The following is a 16032-nucleotide window of genomic DNA, read 5'->3' on the forward strand; positions in this document are numbered from 1 at the left end:
TGGTTACAGGATCTGGCACACTGGTAGCCGAACCACGGCGGTTCCGGTTCCCGCCCGCCCGCGCGTCACCTGACCGCGAGAGACGAAGGCGACCCGGCGACCGCGCCAGAGAGGATTGACATGAAGCCCGACATTCACCCGGAGTACCACACCACTCAGGTGACGTGTAGCTGTGGCAGCAGCTTCACCACCCGTAGCACCGCCAAGAACGGCGTCATCCACGCCGACGTGTGCTCCGCCTGCCACCCGTTCTACACGGGCAAGCAGAAGATCCTGGACACCGGTGGCCGGGTCGCCCGCTTCGAGAAGCGTTTCGGCAAGAAGCCCGCGAGCAAGTAGCTCGGCAAGAAGCGCCGGCTCGGAATCGCCCCCCGTTCCCGGGGGGCGTGCCCGGGTCGGCGTTCTTGGTGATGGCCCCGGTTCTTGCCTGTCGGTGAAGGAAGAAGGACGCACGGTGAACCTCGACGAGTTGCTCAACGAGTACGCGGAGCTTGAGCAGAAGCTCGCCGACCCCGCCGTGCACGCCGACCAGAACCAGGCGCGAACGCTCGGCAAGCGCTACGCCCAGCTGACGCCCATCGTCTCCACCTACCGCGAGCTCGAAGGCGTCCGCGACGACCTGCAGGCCGCCAAGGAGCTCGCCGGCGAGGACGCCGCCTTCGCCGAGGAGGCCGCCGAGCTCGAAGGCCGCATCCCCGCGCTGGAGGGGCGGCTCACGCACCTGCTCGTCCCGCGCGACCCCAACGACGACAAAGACATCATCATGGAGATCAAGGCCGGCGAGGGCGGCGAGGAGTCCGCCCTGTTCGCCGGAGACCTGCTCCGGATGTATCTCCGGTACGCCGAGCGCGTCGGCTGGAAGACCGAGATCATCGACGCGCAGCACTCCGACCTCGGCGGCTACAAGGACGTCACGGTCGCGGTGAAGGGCAAGGGCGCCGACGGCGTGTGGTCGCGCCTGAAGTTCGAGGGCGGGGTCCACCGGGTCCAGCGCGTTCCGGTCACCGAGTCACAGGGCCGCATCCACACCTCGGCGGCCGGCGTCCTGGTGTACCCGGAGGCCGAGGACGTCGACGTGCAGATCGACCCCAACGACCTCCGCATCGACGTGTTCCGCAGCTCCGGCCCCGGCGGCCAGAGCGTCAACACCACCGACTCGGCCGTGCGCATCACCCACGTGCCGACCGGTGTGGTCGTCTCCTGCCAGAACGAGAAGAGCCAGCTGCAGAACAAGGAGTCCGCTCTGCGGATCCTGCGCGCGCGGCTCCTCGCGATCGCCCAGGAGGAGGCCGACGCCGCCGCCTCGGCCGAGCGCAAGTCCCAGGTGCGCACGGTCGACCGTTCCGAGCGCGTCCGCACCTACAACTTCCCGGAGAACCGCATCTCCGACCACCGCGTAGGGTTCAAGGCCTACAACCTCGACCACGTCCTCGACGGCGACCTGTCCGCGGTCATACAGGCCCTGACGGACGCCGAGATGGCGGACAAGCTCGCCTCCCACTCGTAACGACACAATCGACGAAAACTCCCATGACCCTGCTGATGGACGAGATAGCGCTCGCCACCGCCCGGCTGGCCGAGGCGGGTGTGCCCTCACCGCGAACCGACGCTGAGGAGATCGCGGCGTTCGTCCATGGTGTGCGGCGTGGCCAGCTCCACACGGTGCCCGATTCCGAGTTCGACGCGCTGTTCTGGGAGGGCATCGCTCGTCGCGAGGCGCGGGAGCCGCTGCAGCACATCACCGGGCACGCCTACTTCCGCTATCTGTCGCTGGAGGTCGGCCCCGGCGTCTTCGTGCCGCGTCCTGAGACCGAGGTGGTCGCGGGCTGGGCGATCGACCGGCTGCGCGAGATGGACGTCGCGTCCCCGGTCGTGGTCGATCTCGGCACCGGCTCCGGTGCCATCGCCCTGTCGATCGCCCAGGAGGTCGCGCTCGCCCAGGTGCACGCGGTCGAGGTCGATCCGGTGGCGTACGGCTGGGCCAAGCAGAACATCGTGGAGCATGGCCAGGGCCGCGTCTCCCTCCACCCCGAGGACCTCGCCGACTGCCTTCCCGAGCTCGACGGCCAGGTTGACCTCGTCGTCTCCAACCCCCCGTACATCCCGCCGGGGGCCGTGCCACGCGATCCCGAGGTTCGAGACTACGATCCGTCCCGGGCCCTGTACGGCTCGGGGGAGGACGGTCTGGACGAGGTGCGCGCGGTCGAACGTACGGCCCGGCGGCTGCTCCGTCCCGGCGGCCTCGTCGCGGTCGAGCACGCCGACCAGCAGGGTTCGGCCGTCTATCTCGTGTTCTCCGAGGAGCGCGGCTGGCGGGACGCCCGTAACAACGCCGATCTTGCCAACCGCGATCGTTTCGTCACGGCACGATTCGGCCAGGAATAGGGCCCGCGCACCGGTCTCCCGGCGTCGGGGCCCACGCACGTGGGAGGATGAAAGTCGTGAGTCGACGTTATGACTCTTCGAACATCGAGGAGCGTGCCGCAGGGCTGGCCGACGCGGCGTCGGCCATCCGGGCCGGCGAGCTCGTGGTCATACCGACGGACACGGTCTACGGCATCGGAGCCGACGCCTTCACCCCGTCGGCGGTCGCGGCCCTGCTGGAGGCCAAGGGGCGTGGCAGAGACATGCCCGTCCCCGTGCTGGTCGGCACCGTCCGCGCGGCGGGCGCCCTGGTGGAGGATCTCGGCACCCATGGGCAGGATCTCATCGACTCGTTCTGGCCGGGCCCGCTGACGCTGGTCTGCCGGGCGAGCCGCTCGCTCAACTGGGACCTCGGCGACTCCAAGGGCACCGTCGCGGTCCGGATGCCGCTGCACGCGATCACGCTGGAGCTTCTCAAGGAGACCGGGCCGATGGCGGTGAGCAGCGCCAACCGGTCGGGCGCGCCGCCCGCGACGACCGCGGCGAACGCCGAGGAGCAGCTCGGGGAGTCGGTCGCGGTCTACCTCGACGGCGGCGCGTGCGCCGACAGCACGCCTTCCACGATCATCGACCTGACGACGCCCGTGCCCCGGGTGCTGCGCAAGGGCGCCATCTCGGTCGAGAAGCTGCGGAGTGTGATCGGGTACGTCGCGACGGACGCCGACCCGGAGGAGGAACTGGACCTCAAGAAGTCCGGCCCCGCCACCGAGACGGACCAGACCGACCTCTCCGACAAGACCGACCTTCCTGCCAAGACGGATCTCTCGGACAAGACCGACCTAGCTGACAAGGCTGATCAGGCCGACAAGCCTGCTGAGACGGACCAGGTCGTCGAGGAAGCCCCGATCGTCAAGACCGCTCCGGCCGACGACATCCGGCCATCCGGGGCGCCGGAAACCTCCGAGAACCCCGAGAAGCTCGCGGACGCCGAGACTCCCGAGAAGCTCGCGGACGCCGAGAAGCCCGAGACCGCCGAGACCGCCGAGAAGCTCGAGAAGCCCGAGACCGCCGACAAGGGCGACAAGCCTGTTGCGGTCGACCCCGTTGACAAGGTCGGTGGAGCCGGTGTGGCCGACTCGGCGAGGTCCAACGGCTCCGGCACGGCCGACGCCACCAGAAAAGACGGCTGACGCTGGGAAGACTGTCGGCCCTGACTCCACGAGAAGCACGGTCGTCTCCCGAGAAGGACGGTCGTCTGTGCGTGGAATGAGGGCTGACGCTGGGCGGTAGTGCGAATGGCGGCGTCTGGGCTCCGGCTCAGGCGCCGCTCGTTTCCCTCGTGACTCATGCCGTATGGCTATCGCCGAGGCGTACGGTCGGTGGATCTCAGTACCGTGAAGTGCGTCTGTGCTCTTGAGCGACGGGCGGGAGCGAGGGAGCATGGCTGCGAGCGGGCGCGAGCCCTCTCCAGAGAGCGGACCAGGGGGAGCGGCGACCACGAGCACCGGGAGACGCCCATGGGCAAGCTGGACGGAATGGACCCGAAGCTGGTCCGTGAGCTGTTGGCCGAGGTCGGGCGTGCGGGCGCGCAGATGCGCACCGTCGAGTCCCGCATCACCCAGCTGACGAGCGGAGCCGGTCTGTCCGTACCGGCGACCCACCGGCCCGCCCAGGTGGCGGACGCGGGAGAAACCCTGGTCAAGGATGTCGGCGCCCGGCTCGTCCTTCTGGAGAAGAAGGAAAAGCAGAACGACCCGGCGACCGGTCCCAAGAGCATGAAGCAGACCACTGCCGAAAAGCAGGACTCCAACTCCAAGGACGACAAGTCCGATAAGGCAGACAAGTCTGACAAGGCCAACAAGGACGGCACTCCCACCGCCGACACCCAGGACAAGTCACACAAGCAGGACCCCCCGAAGTCCGACAAGGACCACACTCCCAAGGCCGACAAGCCCGAAAAGGATCACGCGCCGAAGTCGGACAAGGACGACACCCCCAAGGCCGACAAGCACGACACCCCGAAGGCTGAGAAGCCCGACAAGGACCACGCCCCCAAGGCTGAGAAGGATCCCGCGCCCAAGGCCGACAAGGACCATGGCCCCAAGGCCGACCCGCAGGACAAGACGCACAAGGTCGAGTCGCCGCAGGCGGACAAGGTCGACAAGCACGAGTCTCCCAAGTCCGATCAGTCGGATCCTTCGCCGAAGGCCGACAAGCCGGAGAAGCACGAAGCGCCCAAGAGTGACACCTCGGATCCCAGCCCGAAGGCCGACAAATCAGATCCAGCTCCGAAGCCTCAGCATTCCGACAACCAGGGTGCCCCTCAGGCGGACAAGCCCGACAAGCAGGACGCCCACAAGATCGACGGCTCGGATCCCAGCCCGAAGGCCGAAAGGTCCGATCCCGCCCCCAAGGCAGATCCGGCTCCCACAGGCGACTCGGCTCCCAGAGCTGACTCGGCTCCCAGAGCTGACTCCGCTCCCAGAGCTGACTCCGCGCCGACGGGTGACTCCGCTCCCAACGCTGATCCCGCCCCCAGGGCTGATTCCGTGCCGACGAGTGACTCGGCTCCAAATGCCGGCCCCGCACCTACGGGTGACCCCGCTCCCACGGCTGATCCGGCGCCGACGGGTGACGCGGTTCCTAACGCTGATGGCGTGCCGAGGGCTGACGCGGGTCCGACTGGGGAGGGGGTTCCCGATGGTGGGGAGTCGCAGGGTGTGCCTCCGGCTGGGGACGGGGGGCAGGGGGGTTCTGATGGTCAGCTTGATACGCTGAACAAGGACAATCCCCACGACGTCGACACCACGCAGGAGCGGACGCGAGTGATCGACGTCGACGGCGTGCGGGTCGTCGAGGTCACCATGAAACCGCCGAGCGCGGAGCACCTCCACTGGCTGATGCAGAACATGGACAAGATCCCTCCGTTGGAACAGCCCGTGGTCGTCCCTCCGGACGGGGCCGCGCCCGGCCATCCCCACGCGGACGGGCCTGTCGGCTATGTCGAGCCCGGCGATCCGTCCGGCTCGGCCAAGCCGTCGGCACCGCTGCCCCCGGACTCGGGCGGGCAGGCGACTGAGCAGGGTCTGGCGGCTCCTCAGGGCGCTGTTCAGGCCGGTCAGCACGTTCAGTCAGGTGTCTATGCCCCTGGCGGCGACGGGGCCCGATACGGCGACTACAGCGGCAACGGCCCTCACCACGCCGAGGCGAGCTCCCCCGAAGCGGTGAGCCCGGGCAAAGCGGACGGCCCGTACCCGGGGAGTGCGGACGGCCCGTACCCGGGGAGTGCGGACGGTGCGTATCCGGGGAGTGCGGATGTGGCGTATGTGGAGGGTGCGGGACGGGCGGAGGGCGCGTATTCGGGTGATGGAGAGTCGCCGCCGGCTGGGTGGGGGTCGAGTTCGCCGTCCGAGGGAACGAGTTCGTCGTCCGAAGGCGGGAGATCGTTGTCCGAGGGTAGGGGCGGCGTGACGTCGCCGTCCGGTTCGTAGAGGAGGGCCGCCCGAGATGTATGCCGACCCGCCGGCGCCGCAGCCGCTCCAGCCAGGGGAGACGCCGCCCGCGTCGTCCTCGCCCGACCCGTTCAGCCCGGACGGCCAGGCGAGCAACTGGCGCTTCAACCCCGAGTACCAGAAGCTCGTCGACCTCTGGCAGCAGACGCAACCGCTGCTCGAAGGGCTCACCAGCTCACTCGACAAGGCGTACCAGATGGCCCGCAGCCGGGACGTCTGGGACGCGCCGGTCGCCGAGCGCTACGTCCAGGACATGACCGAGTGGCGCAACCGGCTCGGCATGTACCGCCAGGCCGTGCTGACCGCGATCAGCGACCAGGCGGCGGACACCCCCCGCTGGGTGCCCACCGCGTCCAGTGCTCCCCACGCCTACAGCTGATCCACGCCGCGGAAGTGCGGTGACCTGGCATCACGAGGCATAAAGTGGGGAGATCGGTGGTCTTTACCGGGAAGCCGCAGAAGGCCCCGTCCCTTCAGCTTCAGGGCGGGGATGGATGCGGTCCGCTTCTTTTAGGGGATGGCCTGCCGTCAGGCGGGACAACCGGAGCGCGTGGCGGGGATCTGTGATGTCAGGTGGGGCGGCGCTGGTGTTCGATGTACTGCTTGATGGTCGTGAGGGGCGCGCCGCCGCAGGAGGCGGCAAGATAGGACGGCGACCAGAAGTGGCCGTGCATGGTGGCACGGTTGGCCTGTCCGATGAACTCTTTGCGCAGGTAGTGCGAGGACACGCCCTTCAGTGAGTTGACCAGCTTGGAGATCGCGACTTTGGGTGGGTAGTGGACGAGCAGGTGGACGTGGTCGTGCTCGCCGTTGAACTCGCGCAGTTCGGTCTCGAAGCTGTCACAGACCTCGATCATGATTTCTTCGCAGCGGCGCAGCATCGCGTCGTCGAACACGTTGCGCCGGTACTTGGTGACGAAGACCAGATGAACATGCATCGCGGTAACTACGTTCCGTCCGCGTCGATATTCGGCCTCCAGTGTCATAGGCCAGACGTTAATGTGTTCGATTAGTGGGTGCGGTGTCGCTGCTGGTCTGGTTGGGGATGGGTCGAGGTGAAGCTGCGTTACAACTACCGGCTCTACCCTGACGCGCCTCAGCGGGAAATGCTGGCCAGGACGTTCGGGTGTGCCCGGGTGGTGTGGAACGACGCTTTGGCGGCGCGCAGGGCTGCCCGCAAGGCCGGGCTGCCGTTCATCGGGGACGCCGAGATCCAGCGTCTGGTGCTCACCGCAGCGAAGAAGACCCCAGAGCGGGCGTGGCTGGGCGAGGTGTCCTCGGTCGTGCTGCAGCAGTCGGTCCGCGATGTGAACACCGCCTACAAGAACTTCTTCGACTCGGTGTCGGGTAGGCGCAGGGGCCCGAAGATGGGGTTGCCGGTTTTCAAGTCCCGCCACGACCACCGGCAGGCGGCCCGGTTTACCACCAACGCATTCTCATTGACCGGCGACGGCCGCCTGTATCTGGCGAAGGTCGGGCAGGTGGAGGTTCGCTGGTCACGCGGGCTGCCTGGGGTTCCCTCCTCGGTCACGGTCGTCAGGGACGCCGCGGGGCGGTATTTCGCCTCGTTCGTGGTGGAGGTCGACGATGCCGCTCAGGTGCTGCCTGAGGTCGATGCGGAGACGGGGATCGATCTGGGGCTGACCCATTATGCGGTCCTCAGTGACGGGGAGAAGATCGCGAACCCGAAGTGGTTGCGGCGTAGGGAGAAGAAGCTCGCCCGGCTGCAGAGGTCGCTGTCACGCAAGGAGAAGGGATCGAGCAACCGGGTCAGAGCGCGGGCGCGGGTCGCGCGCCAGCATGCCAAGGTGGCCGATGCGCGCCGTGATTTCCTGCATCAGACCAGTACCTCGATCATCCGCGAGAGCCAAGTGGTGCATGTCGAGACGCTGTCGGTGCGGGGTCTGGCGCGGGGCCGGTTGGCCAAGTCGGTGCATGACGCGAGTTGGGGGGCGTTTGTCACCCTGGTGGAGGGCAAGGCCGCCCGGTACGGGCGCGCCCTGGTGAAGATCGACCGCTGGTTTCCCTCCTCTCAGCTGTGTCCGTGCTGCGGGAGGGGGGTCGGCAAACTCCCTTTGGATGTGCGAGATTGGGACTGTTGGTCCTGCGGTGAGCACCACGACCGCGACATCGCCGCGGCGATCAACGTTCTGCTTGAGGGGCAGCGCATCACCGGTACGACCGTGGCCGCCGGGCTGGCTGGACACGGCATAAACGACTGTGGAGGGCAGGTAAGACCAGGGAAGGCAACTCCGACCCTGGCACCGCCCGGAACCTACGGTGCGCAAGCGGCGTAGCGGAAGCAGTAAGAACCCCACGGCGACGTGGGGGAGTCCCCGGCGTTCACGCCGGGGAGGATGTCAACGCACGCGTTTCCGCGCGCGAAAGGAGTGGTGAGCGAGCCATGCACGCGAAAGGGCGCGACCACGAGCACGCTGATGACTTCTACGGGCCCGATTTCTCCGAGCTTCAGCGGGAGGATCCGGAGATCGCCCAGATCTTGCTCGACGAGCTCGCGCGGCAGCGCGGCGGCCTCCAGCTGATCGCCAGCGAGAACTTCGCCTCCCCTGCGGTGATCGCGGCGCTGGGCTCCACGCTCACCAACAAGTACGCCGAGGGGTATCCCGGCAGGCGCTACTACGGCGGCTGCGAGGTGGTCGACCGCGCGGAGCAACTCGCCATCGACCGGGCGAAGGCGCTGTTCGGGGCCGACCACGCCAACGTCCAGCCCCATTCGGGCGCGTCGGCCAACCTGGCCGCGTACGCGGCGCTGCTCCAGCCGGGGGACACCGTGCTCGCGATGGAGCTCTCCCACGGCGGCCACCTGACCCATGGTTCCAAGGTGAACTTCTCCGGGCGCTGGTTCGACGTCGTGGCGTACGGGGTGCGGCGCGACACCGAGACGATCGACTACGACGAGGTCAGCGAGCTCGCGGTCAGGCACCAGCCCAAGCTGATCATCTGCGGCGCCACGGCCTACCCCCGGTTCATCGACTTCGCGGTGTTCCGCGGCATCGCCGACGAGGTGGGGGCCTGGCTGCTCGCGGACGTCGCGCACACGATCGGCCTGGTGGCGGGCGGCGCGGCTCCCTCGCCCGTGCCGCACGCCGACGTGGTGACGTTCACGACGCACAAGGCCCTGCGCGGGCCGAGGGGCGGCGGCATCCTGTGCACGGCGGAGCTCGCCGCGAAGATCGACCGAGCGGTGTTCCCGTTCGTCCAGGGCGGCCCGCTGATGCACGCGATAGCGGCCAAGGCGGTGGCCTTCGGCGAGGCGGGACGCCCGGAGTTCCGCGCGTACGCCGAGCAGGTGGTGGCCAACGCCCGCGCGCTGACCGACGCGCTCGCGGGCGAGGGCATGCGCCCGGTCTCCGGCGGCACCGACACCCATCTCGCGCTCATCGACCTGCGCGGCCTCGGGGTGACGGGAGCGATGGCCGAGCAGAGCTGCGCCCGTGCGAGGATCACCCTCAACCGCAACACCATCCCGTACGACCCCGAGCCGCCCACGGTGACGTCCGGCATCCGCATCGGCACCCCGTGCGTCACGACGCAGGGCATGGGGGTGACCGAGATGAAGGAGATCGCCTCGATGGTGGCGCAGGCGGTGCGCGATCAGGGTGCGGTAGCGTCGGTGGCCGAGCGGGTGACGCAGCTCACCCGGGGTCATCCAGCGTATCCACGCGGTTAATGTGCTGTTCTGTGCAGTTTTCCGGTCACATCTGACCGGACAATCCGGGAAACTAGGTTCGTGCGCGAATACACTCTCATAGCGCTGGTAGCAGCGGCGGTCACTTATCTGCTGGTCCCGCTGGTCAGGGTTTTCGCGCTGCGCATCGGCGCCGCGCCGGAGATCCGCGAGAGAGACGTGCACACGGTCCGCACTCCACGCCTCGGCGGCCTGGCGATGTACGCGGGCATGCTGGCAGGGCTGTTCGTCGCCAGTCAGTTGGACCACATCGGCCCCAAACTGGCCGATCCCCGCATGGGCGACGGCAAGACCGTCATCGCGCTGGCCCTCGCGGGCGGCGTGATCGTGCTGATCGGCTTCCTCGACGACTGGTGGGGGATGGACGCCTTCATCAAGCTCGGCGGGCAGATCGCCGCGGCCGGGCTGCTCGTCGCGTTCAAGCTCACCCTTCTGTGGGTTCCCCTGCCCAACGGCAACACCATCAGCCTCGACAGCACGCTGCAGACGACCATCACCATCCTGATCGTGGTGGTGGCCATCAACGCGGTGAACTTCGTGGACGGCCTGGACGGCCTGGCGGCCGGCATCGTGTGCATCGCCGCGCTTGCGACGTTCGCGTGGACCGTCGCGCTCACCGACAGCATGGACCAGGGCCGCCTCAGCGTCACGGCCGCCATCACCGCCATCCTGATCGGCATGTGCCTCGGCTTCCTGCCGCACAACTTCCACCCCGCCAAGATCTTCATGGGCGACACGGGCGCGATGCTGATCGGCCTGGTGCTCGCCACCTCGGTGGTCACGGTCACCGGCACCGTCGACTACAACGGCGCCGCCGGCGACATCAACCGCTTCCCCGTCGTGCTGCCGATCCTGCTTCCCCTCGCGGTGATGGTGCTCCCGCTGGCGGACCTCGTCATGGCGGTGGTGCGGCGCACCTCGTACGGGAAGTCGCCGTTCGCGCCCGACCGGGGCCACCTGCACCACCGGCTCCTGCAGGTCGGCCACTCGCACCGGCGCACCGTCCTCATCATGTACGCGTGGACGTTCCTGTTCGCCGCGACCGTCGTGGGCCTGTCGGTGGGCGGCGTTCCGTTGATCGTCTTCCCCGTCGTCGTGCTGCTCGCGCTGGTCGTGCTGGTGATGATGGGCCTGCCGCTCTGGCGTTCCGGCCGGGGAGGCCGAGGCGGGGGCACCCACGCCTCGCGGCGGGGGCCGGCGCCCGACTCCGGGCCGGCAGCGGAGGACCCGCCGGTGCCGGGCGCGGCCACCAGTTCCCGCGCGTCCGCGGCCACGGGCTGATCTCGCGGTCCGCCGACCACAGGTTGGTCCACTTCCTGACCACAGGTTGGTCCACCAGGTTCGCCAAGACTCGGCGGCGGATCATCGATTCGCCGGTCTACCTGCACGAAAGCCCAGGTAAAGGCGCCCATTCCTGAGCTTGTGATACCTTTCACTAGCAAGGGGCGGGCAGGACTCGCCTCGCAAGGTAGCAATCGCTCGCTTGACAACTGTTTCTTGGAGCACCGATGCAGGCCAACGACGTTCGCGCGCTCAAAGGCGCGGCTGTACCCACCATCGCGGTCGGGCTGGTTGTCGTGGTCGTCGCCGCCCTGATGGCCGGAACCAAGGGTGCGCTGGGAGCGGCCATCGGAGTCGTCGTGGTCGCCGCGTTCTTCACCGCCGGCCTGGTCGCCGTCACCTGGGCGGGCCGAGTCTCGCCCCAGATGATGATGCTGGCCGCCGTGCTGGGCTACCTGGTCAAGGTCATCCTGCTGATGGTGCTCCTGAGCTCCTTCTCGGACGCCACGGCCTTCGCGCCGGGGGCCTTCGGGTGGAGCGTCGTCATCTGCACGATCGTGTGGACGATCGGCGAGGTGCGCGCCTTCCTCAAACTGAAAATGCTCTACGTCGACCCGGATGCCAAGGTCCCCGGACAAGGTGGCCGGCGATGAGCGTAGGATTCCCCGGGGCCGGTGTGGGGTCCGATATGACTAGTCCCCTGCACGCCTGCTATCGTCGTGCCCGCGATGAGCGAGCAGCGCAAGCCCGAGGAAGACGGCCGCGACTTCGCCAATGCCGCCTGGTCAATCCCGAGCACTCTGATCGCCGGGATGCTGGTCTGGGGCGGCATCGGCTGGTTGCTGGACCGTTGGACTGGCGTGGGCGCGTTTTTCCCGATAGGCGTCATCCTCGGGGTCGTGCTCGCCGTCTACCTGGTCTATGTGAAGTACGGCCGCTGAGCGCGCCGACCACATCCCGCAGTCTTCTGTTGATCCACCATCTTGGAGGGAACGCCGCGTGAGCGCGCTGACGGTCCTCGCCGACGGAGAGTTCGAGGCCCCCGGGCCTTCGATCTTCAACTTCCCCCCGCTCTGGCCAGGCGCCCCGGAATGGGCGTCCAAGCCCGTGCTGCTCGCCGTTGTCGGCGCGCTTATCGTGTGCGCGCTCGGGTGGGCCGCCTTCTCCAGGCCGAAACTCGTGCCCCGCGGCCTGCAGAACATGGGTGAGCTCGGCTACCTCTTCGTCCGCGACCAGGTGGCCCGCCCGTTCCTGGGCAAGGACGCCGAGCGCTGGATGCCGCTGCTGCTCTCCCTGTTCTTCCTGATCCTCCTCTGGAACGTCTTCGGTGTCGTGCCGTTCGTCCAGATCCCGATCGCCTCGCACATCGCCTTCCCGCTCGTCTTCGCGGTCACGATCTACGTGATCAAGATCTACCTGGGGATCAAGCACCAGGGGTTCATCGGCTACTTCAGGAACATGATGTTCCCCCCCGGGCTGCCCAAGCCCATCTACGTGCTGCTCGCCCCGATCGAGTTCCTCTCGAACATGATCATCGCGCCGTTCACGCACGCCGTCCGACTCTTCGCGAACATGTTCGCCGGTCACATGCTGCTCGCGTTCTTCAGCGCGGTCGGTTTCTGGTTCCTGTTCGAGAGGCTCACCGTCACGGGTGCCGCTGTCGGCGTCCTCGGCGTGCTGATGACGATCGTGATGACCGGCTTCGAGATCTTCATCGAGTACCTGCAGGCGTTCCTCTTCACGATGCTGGCCGCCATGTACATCGGCGGTTCGCTGCACCCCGACCACTGAGATCACCACTGACCTAGTCCAGACCGGTGAACCCCTCACCGGCCGACAGTAAAGGAAAGCATCACAATGAGCCTTCTTGCTGAGGTCTCCGGCAACGTCACCGCCATCGGCTATGGTCTCGCCGCCATCGGCCCCGGCATCGGCGTCGGCATCATCTTCGGCCAGGGTGTGCAGGCCATCGCCCGCCAGCCTGAGGCTTACGGCCTGATCCGCCAGAACATGCTGCTGGGCTTCGTCCTCACCGAGGCGCTGGCCCTCATCGGTCTGGTCGCGCCGTTCATCTTCCAGAGCATCAAGTAACGCGAACACCCCTGACGAAAGGCTGCAGCCATGCCTCTGGGAGCCAGGCTCCTCGCGGAAGCGGAAAACCCGCTCATCCCGCATGCTTATGAGCTCATCGTCGGCGGCTTCGCGTTCCTGGTCGTTTTCCTCGTCGTCGGCAGGATCCTCACCCCGCGCATCCAGAAGACTCTCGAGGAGCGGACCGAGGCCATCGAAGGCGGCATCAAGAAGGCCGAAGATGCCCAGGCCGAGGCCCAGCGCACGCTGGAGGAGTACAGGGCCAAGCTGAACGAGGCTCGTCACGAGGCCGCCCGCATGCGGGAAGAGGCTCGTGAGCAGGCCGCTCAGATCAAGGTCGAGCTCCGCGAGGAGGCCCAGGCCGAGGCCAGGCGCCTGGTCGAGGCCGCGCACGCGCAGATCGAGGCCGACCGCCAGCAGGCGTTCGCCCAGCTGCGCGGCGAGCTCGGCCGCCTCGCGACCGAGCTCGCGGGCCGCATCGTCGGGGAGTCGCTCGAGGACGAAACCCGGCAGAGCCGTGTCGTGGACCGGTTCCTGGAGGAGCTCGAGTCCGCAGGCGGGGCGGCGGTGCGCTGATGAGGGGCCTGAGCCGCACCTCGTTCGCCGAAGTCGAGGAGCGTTTCAACGCGGTGGCCGCGACGGCGGACCTCGGCCGCCTGGCCGAGGACCTGCACGGCGTCGCCGTCCTGCTCGACCGTGAGCACGGGCTCCGGCGCAACCTCGCCGACCCTGCCCGCTCCGCGGAGCAGAAGGCCGAGGTCGTGCGGTCCCTGCTGGGCGGGAAGATCAGTGACGCCGCCCTGGAGACGGTCGTCGCGGCCGTCTCCGCCAAGTGGTCCAGGTCCCCGGACCTTTCGGACGCGCTGGAGCGGCTCAGCGTCATCGCCTCGGCCGCCGAGGCCGAGTCGCAGGGCAGGCTCGACGATGTGGAGGACGAGCTTTTCCGGTTCGGCCGCATCGTCGAGGCCAATCCCTCGCTGCGCCTGGCGCTGGTCGACCCGGCCATTCCAGGAGAGGCCAAGCGCCAGCTGCTCGCCGAGCTGCTGGGCGACAGGGTCGCGCCGGCCTCGCTGCGGCTGATCACGCAGCTCGTGCTGCACCTGCGAGGGCGTAGCTTGGAACGGGGGCTGGACACCTACATCCAGCTCGTCGCGGAGCAGCGGCAGCAACTTGTCGCCGTGGTACGCAGCGCGGTTCCGCTGAGCGATGCCCAGAGGCAGCGTCTCGCAACCTGGTTGCGCACCACGTACGGTCGTGACATCCACCTGAACACCGAGGTGGATCCGCGGGTGCTGGGTGGATTCTCGGTCAGGCTCGGCGACGAGCTGATCGACACCACGATCGCAGGACGTATTGAAGATGTCCGCCGCCGGTTGGCCGGCTAGGAGTGTCGAGGCGGCCGATGAATAGGGAGACTGAGTAGAGATGGCGGAGCTGACGATCCGGCCGGACGAGATCCGGGACGCGCTTGAGCGGTTCGTTCAGGCGTACGAGCCGGAAGGCGGGGCGCGTGAGGAGATCGGGACCGTCGTCGACGCCGGCGACGGCATCGCCCACATCTCGGGCCTTCCCTCGGCGATGGCGAACGAGTTGCTCGAGTTCGAGGACGGCACGCGCGGACTGGCGCTGAACCTGGACGTCCGGGAGATCGGTGTCGTCGTCCTGGGCGACTTCAGCGGAGTCGAGGAGGGCCAGTCGGTCCGCAGGACGGGCGAGGTCCTGTCCGTGCCGGTCGGGGACAACTTCCTCGGCCGCGTGGTCGACCCGCTGGGCAACCCGCTCGACGGCAAGGGCGGCATCGAGGCCGAGGGGCGCCGTCCCCTCGAAGTGCAGGCGCCCTCGGTCGTCCAGCGTCAGCCGGTGAAGGAGCCGCTGCAGACCGGCCTCAAGGCGATCGACGCCATGACGCCGATCGGCCGCGGCCAGCGCCAGCTGATCATCGGTGACCGCGGCACGGGCAAGACCGCGATCGCCGTGGACACGATCCTCAACCAGCGCGAGAACTGGGCCACCGGCGACCCGTCGAAGCAGGTTCGCTGCGTCTACGTCGCGGTCGGCCAGAAGGGTTCCACGATCGCGCAGGTCAGGGCCCGCCTGGAGGAGGCGGGCGCGATGGAGTACACCACCATCGTCGCCGCCCCCGCCTCGGACCCGGCCGGTTACAAGTACCTCGCGCCCTACACCGGTTCGGCCATCGGCCAGCACTGGATGTACCAGGGCAAGCACGTTCTCATCGTCTTCGACGACCTGACCAAGCAGGCCGACGCCTACCGCGCCGTTTCCCTGCTGCTGCGCCGTCCGCCGGGCCGTGAGGCGTTCCCCGGCGACGTCTTCTACTTGCACTCGCGTCTGCTGGAGCGCTGCGCCAAGCTCTCCGACGACCTCGGCGCGGGCTCGATGACCGGTCTTCCGATCATCGAGACCAAGGGCAACGACGTGTCGGCGTTCATCCCGACCAACGTCATCTCCATCACCGACGGTCAGTGCTTCCTGGAGACCGACCTGTTCAACGCGGGTGTCCGTCCGGCGATCAACGTCGGTGTCTCGGTCTCCCGAGTCGGCGGATCGGCGCAGATCAAGGCGATGCGGAAGGTCGCGGGCACGCTGCGCCTGTCCCTGTCGCAGTACCGCGATCTGGAGGCCTTCGCGGCCTTCGCCTCCGACCTGGACGCGGCCTCCCGCGCCCAGCTGGAGCGCGGTGCCCGCCTGGTCGAGCTGCTCAAGCAGCCGCAGTACACCCCGTATCCTGTGGAGAGGGAAGTCGTCTCGGTCTGGGCCGGCACCAGCGGTGAGCTGGACGACGTGCCGCTGGAGGACGTGGCCCGCTTCGAGGCCGAGTTCCTCGAGTACCTCTCCTCGCAGTACAAGGGCGTGCTCGACAGCATCCGCGAGACCAAGGACCTGAACGACGACACGATCACGACCCTCAAGGACGCGATCACGGAGTTCAAGAAGACGTTCCAGACGTCGTCCGGCGAGCTGCTGATCCAGGACGAGCCCGTCGAGGCGCTCAGCGCGGACGAGGTCGGCCAGGAGAAGATCGTGAAGCACGTCCGCAAGACCGAGAAGAAGTAG

General features: G+C 68.0%; 17 protein-coding genes. 16 read left to right on the forward strand and 1 reads right to left on the reverse strand.

Annotation, left to right across the window (positions count from 1 at the left end; translation table 11 throughout):
• Positions 1-120: 120 nt before the first annotated feature.
• The 6 genes from rpmE (at position 121) to OG589_RS00685 (ending at position 6255) form a co-directional block, all read left to right on the forward strand.
• Positions 121-339, forward strand: coding sequence for a 50S ribosomal protein L31 (gene rpmE / locus OG589_RS00660; RefSeq protein WP_405145211.1), 219 nt, complete (start codon positions 121-123; stop codon positions 337-339).
• Positions 340-454: 115 nt separating this feature from the next.
• Positions 455-1507 carry a peptide chain release factor 1 gene (prfA, locus tag OG589_RS00665; protein WP_405145212.1) on the forward strand — a complete coding sequence of 351 codons (1053 nt, stop codon included), beginning with the start codon at positions 455-457 and terminating at the stop codon, positions 1505-1507.
• 23 nt (positions 1508-1530) lie between these two features.
• Complete coding sequence (gene prmC, locus OG589_RS00670; protein WP_405145213.1) at positions 1531-2385, forward strand: peptide chain release factor N(5)-glutamine methyltransferase; 855 nt, start codon at positions 1531-1533, stop codon at positions 2383-2385.
• Between the two features lie 56 nt (positions 2386-2441).
• Positions 2442-3554 carry an L-threonylcarbamoyladenylate synthase gene (locus OG589_RS00675; protein ID WP_405145214.1) on the forward strand — a complete coding sequence of 371 codons (1113 nt, stop codon included), beginning with the start codon at positions 2442-2444 and terminating at the stop codon, positions 3552-3554.
• A gap of 327 nt (positions 3555-3881) precedes the next feature.
• Positions 3882-5855, forward strand: coding sequence for a hypothetical protein (locus OG589_RS00680; protein ID WP_405145215.1), 1974 nt, complete (start codon positions 3882-3884; stop codon positions 5853-5855).
• A 16-nt stretch (positions 5856-5871) separates the two neighbouring features.
• Positions 5872-6255, forward strand: coding sequence for a hypothetical protein (locus OG589_RS00685; RefSeq protein ID WP_405145216.1), 384 nt, complete (start codon positions 5872-5874; stop codon positions 6253-6255).
• 190 nt (positions 6256-6445) lie between these two features.
• Here the strand turns inward: OG589_RS00685 and tnpA are convergent, their stop codons facing one another.
• The gene (gene tnpA / locus OG589_RS00690) at positions 6446-6862 is read right to left on the reverse strand and encodes an IS200/IS605 family transposase (protein ID WP_405145217.1); all 417 of its coding nucleotides are present in this window, start codon (positions 6860-6862) and stop codon (positions 6446-6448) included.
• Between the two features lie 69 nt (positions 6863-6931).
• Here tnpA and OG589_RS00695 point away from each other — a divergent pair, with 69 nt between their 5' ends.
• The 10 genes from OG589_RS00695 to atpA all read left to right on the forward strand — a co-directional run bounded on the left by OG589_RS00695 (position 6932) and on the right by atpA (position 16032).
• Positions 6932-8173 carry an RNA-guided endonuclease InsQ/TnpB family protein gene (locus tag OG589_RS00695; protein WP_405145218.1) on the forward strand — a complete coding sequence of 414 codons (1242 nt, stop codon included), beginning with the start codon at positions 6932-6934 and terminating at the stop codon, positions 8171-8173.
• A 107-nt stretch (positions 8174-8280) separates the two neighbouring features.
• A complete protein-coding gene (glyA, locus tag OG589_RS00700) occupies positions 8281-9567 on the forward strand; it encodes a serine hydroxymethyltransferase (RefSeq protein ID WP_405145219.1) in 1287 nt (428 codons plus the stop codon).
• Between the two features lie 60 nt (positions 9568-9627).
• Positions 9628-10866 carry a glycosyltransferase family 4 protein gene (locus OG589_RS00705; RefSeq protein WP_405145220.1) on the forward strand — a complete coding sequence of 413 codons (1239 nt, stop codon included), beginning with the start codon at positions 9628-9630 and terminating at the stop codon, positions 10864-10866.
• A gap of 227 nt (positions 10867-11093) precedes the next feature.
• Positions 11094-11519, forward strand: coding sequence for a hypothetical protein (locus OG589_RS00710; RefSeq protein ID WP_405145221.1), 426 nt, complete (start codon positions 11094-11096; stop codon positions 11517-11519).
• Positions 11520-11594: 75 nt separating this feature from the next.
• Positions 11595-11807 (forward strand): AtpZ/AtpI family protein, encoded by a 213-nt coding sequence (locus OG589_RS00715; protein WP_405145222.1) that lies wholly within the window; start codon positions 11595-11597, stop codon positions 11805-11807.
• Positions 11808-11865: 58 nt separating this feature from the next.
• The gene (gene atpB, locus OG589_RS00720; RefSeq protein WP_405145223.1) at positions 11866-12657 is read left to right on the forward strand and encodes a F0F1 ATP synthase subunit A; all 792 of its coding nucleotides are present in this window, start codon (positions 11866-11868) and stop codon (positions 12655-12657) included.
• A 66-nt stretch (positions 12658-12723) separates the two neighbouring features.
• Positions 12724-12957 (forward strand): ATP synthase F0 subunit C, encoded by a 234-nt coding sequence (gene atpE, locus OG589_RS00725; protein ID WP_405145224.1) that lies wholly within the window; start codon positions 12724-12726, stop codon positions 12955-12957.
• Positions 12958-12987: 30 nt separating this feature from the next.
• The gene (locus OG589_RS00730; protein WP_405145225.1) at positions 12988-13533 is read left to right on the forward strand and encodes a F0F1 ATP synthase subunit B; all 546 of its coding nucleotides are present in this window, start codon (positions 12988-12990) and stop codon (positions 13531-13533) included.
• Complete coding sequence (locus tag OG589_RS00735) at positions 13533-14342, forward strand: F0F1 ATP synthase subunit delta (RefSeq protein ID WP_405145226.1); 810 nt, start codon at positions 13533-13535, stop codon at positions 14340-14342. Before OG589_RS00730 ends, OG589_RS00735 begins: the two co-directional genes overlap by 1 nt.
• Before the next feature lie 40 nt (positions 14343-14382).
• The gene (gene atpA / locus OG589_RS00740; RefSeq protein ID WP_405145227.1) at positions 14383-16032 is read left to right on the forward strand and encodes a F0F1 ATP synthase subunit alpha; all 1650 of its coding nucleotides are present in this window, start codon (positions 14383-14385) and stop codon (positions 16030-16032) included.

The organism is Sphaerisporangium sp. NBC_01403 (assembly GCF_045040145.1).
Classification (GTDB): Bacteria; Actinomycetota; Actinomycetes; order Streptosporangiales; family Streptosporangiaceae; genus Sphaerisporangium; species Sphaerisporangium viridialbum.

Coding starts and splice junctions, on each gene's coding strand:
- glyA (WP_405145219.1), top strand. CDS start 8,281: ATGCACGCGAAAGGGCGCGACCACGAGCACGCTGATGACTTCTACGGG.
- prmC (WP_405145213.1), top strand. CDS start 1,531: ATGACCCTGCTGATGGACGAGATAGCGCTCGCCACCGCCCGGCTGGCC.
- tnpA (WP_405145217.1), bottom strand. CDS start 6,862: ATGACACTGGAGGCCGAATATCGACGCGGACGGAACGTAGTTACCGCG.
- OG589_RS00710 (WP_405145221.1), top strand. CDS start 11,094: ATGCAGGCCAACGACGTTCGCGCGCTCAAAGGCGCGGCTGTACCCACC.
- OG589_RS00735 (WP_405145226.1), top strand. CDS start 13,533: ATGAGGGGCCTGAGCCGCACCTCGTTCGCCGAAGTCGAGGAGCGTTTC.
- OG589_RS00730 (WP_405145225.1), top strand. CDS start 12,988: ATGCCTCTGGGAGCCAGGCTCCTCGCGGAAGCGGAAAACCCGCTCATC.
- OG589_RS00685 (WP_405145216.1), top strand. CDS start 5,872: ATGTATGCCGACCCGCCGGCGCCGCAGCCGCTCCAGCCAGGGGAGACG.
- rpmE (WP_405145211.1), top strand. CDS start 121: ATGAAGCCCGACATTCACCCGGAGTACCACACCACTCAGGTGACGTGT.
- OG589_RS00715 (WP_405145222.1), top strand. CDS start 11,595: ATGAGCGAGCAGCGCAAGCCCGAGGAAGACGGCCGCGACTTCGCCAAT.
- atpA (WP_405145227.1), top strand. CDS start 14,383: ATGGCGGAGCTGACGATCCGGCCGGACGAGATCCGGGACGCGCTTGAG.
- OG589_RS00680 (WP_405145215.1), top strand. CDS start 3,882: ATGGGCAAGCTGGACGGAATGGACCCGAAGCTGGTCCGTGAGCTGTTG.
- atpE (WP_405145224.1), top strand. CDS start 12,724: ATGAGCCTTCTTGCTGAGGTCTCCGGCAACGTCACCGCCATCGGCTAT.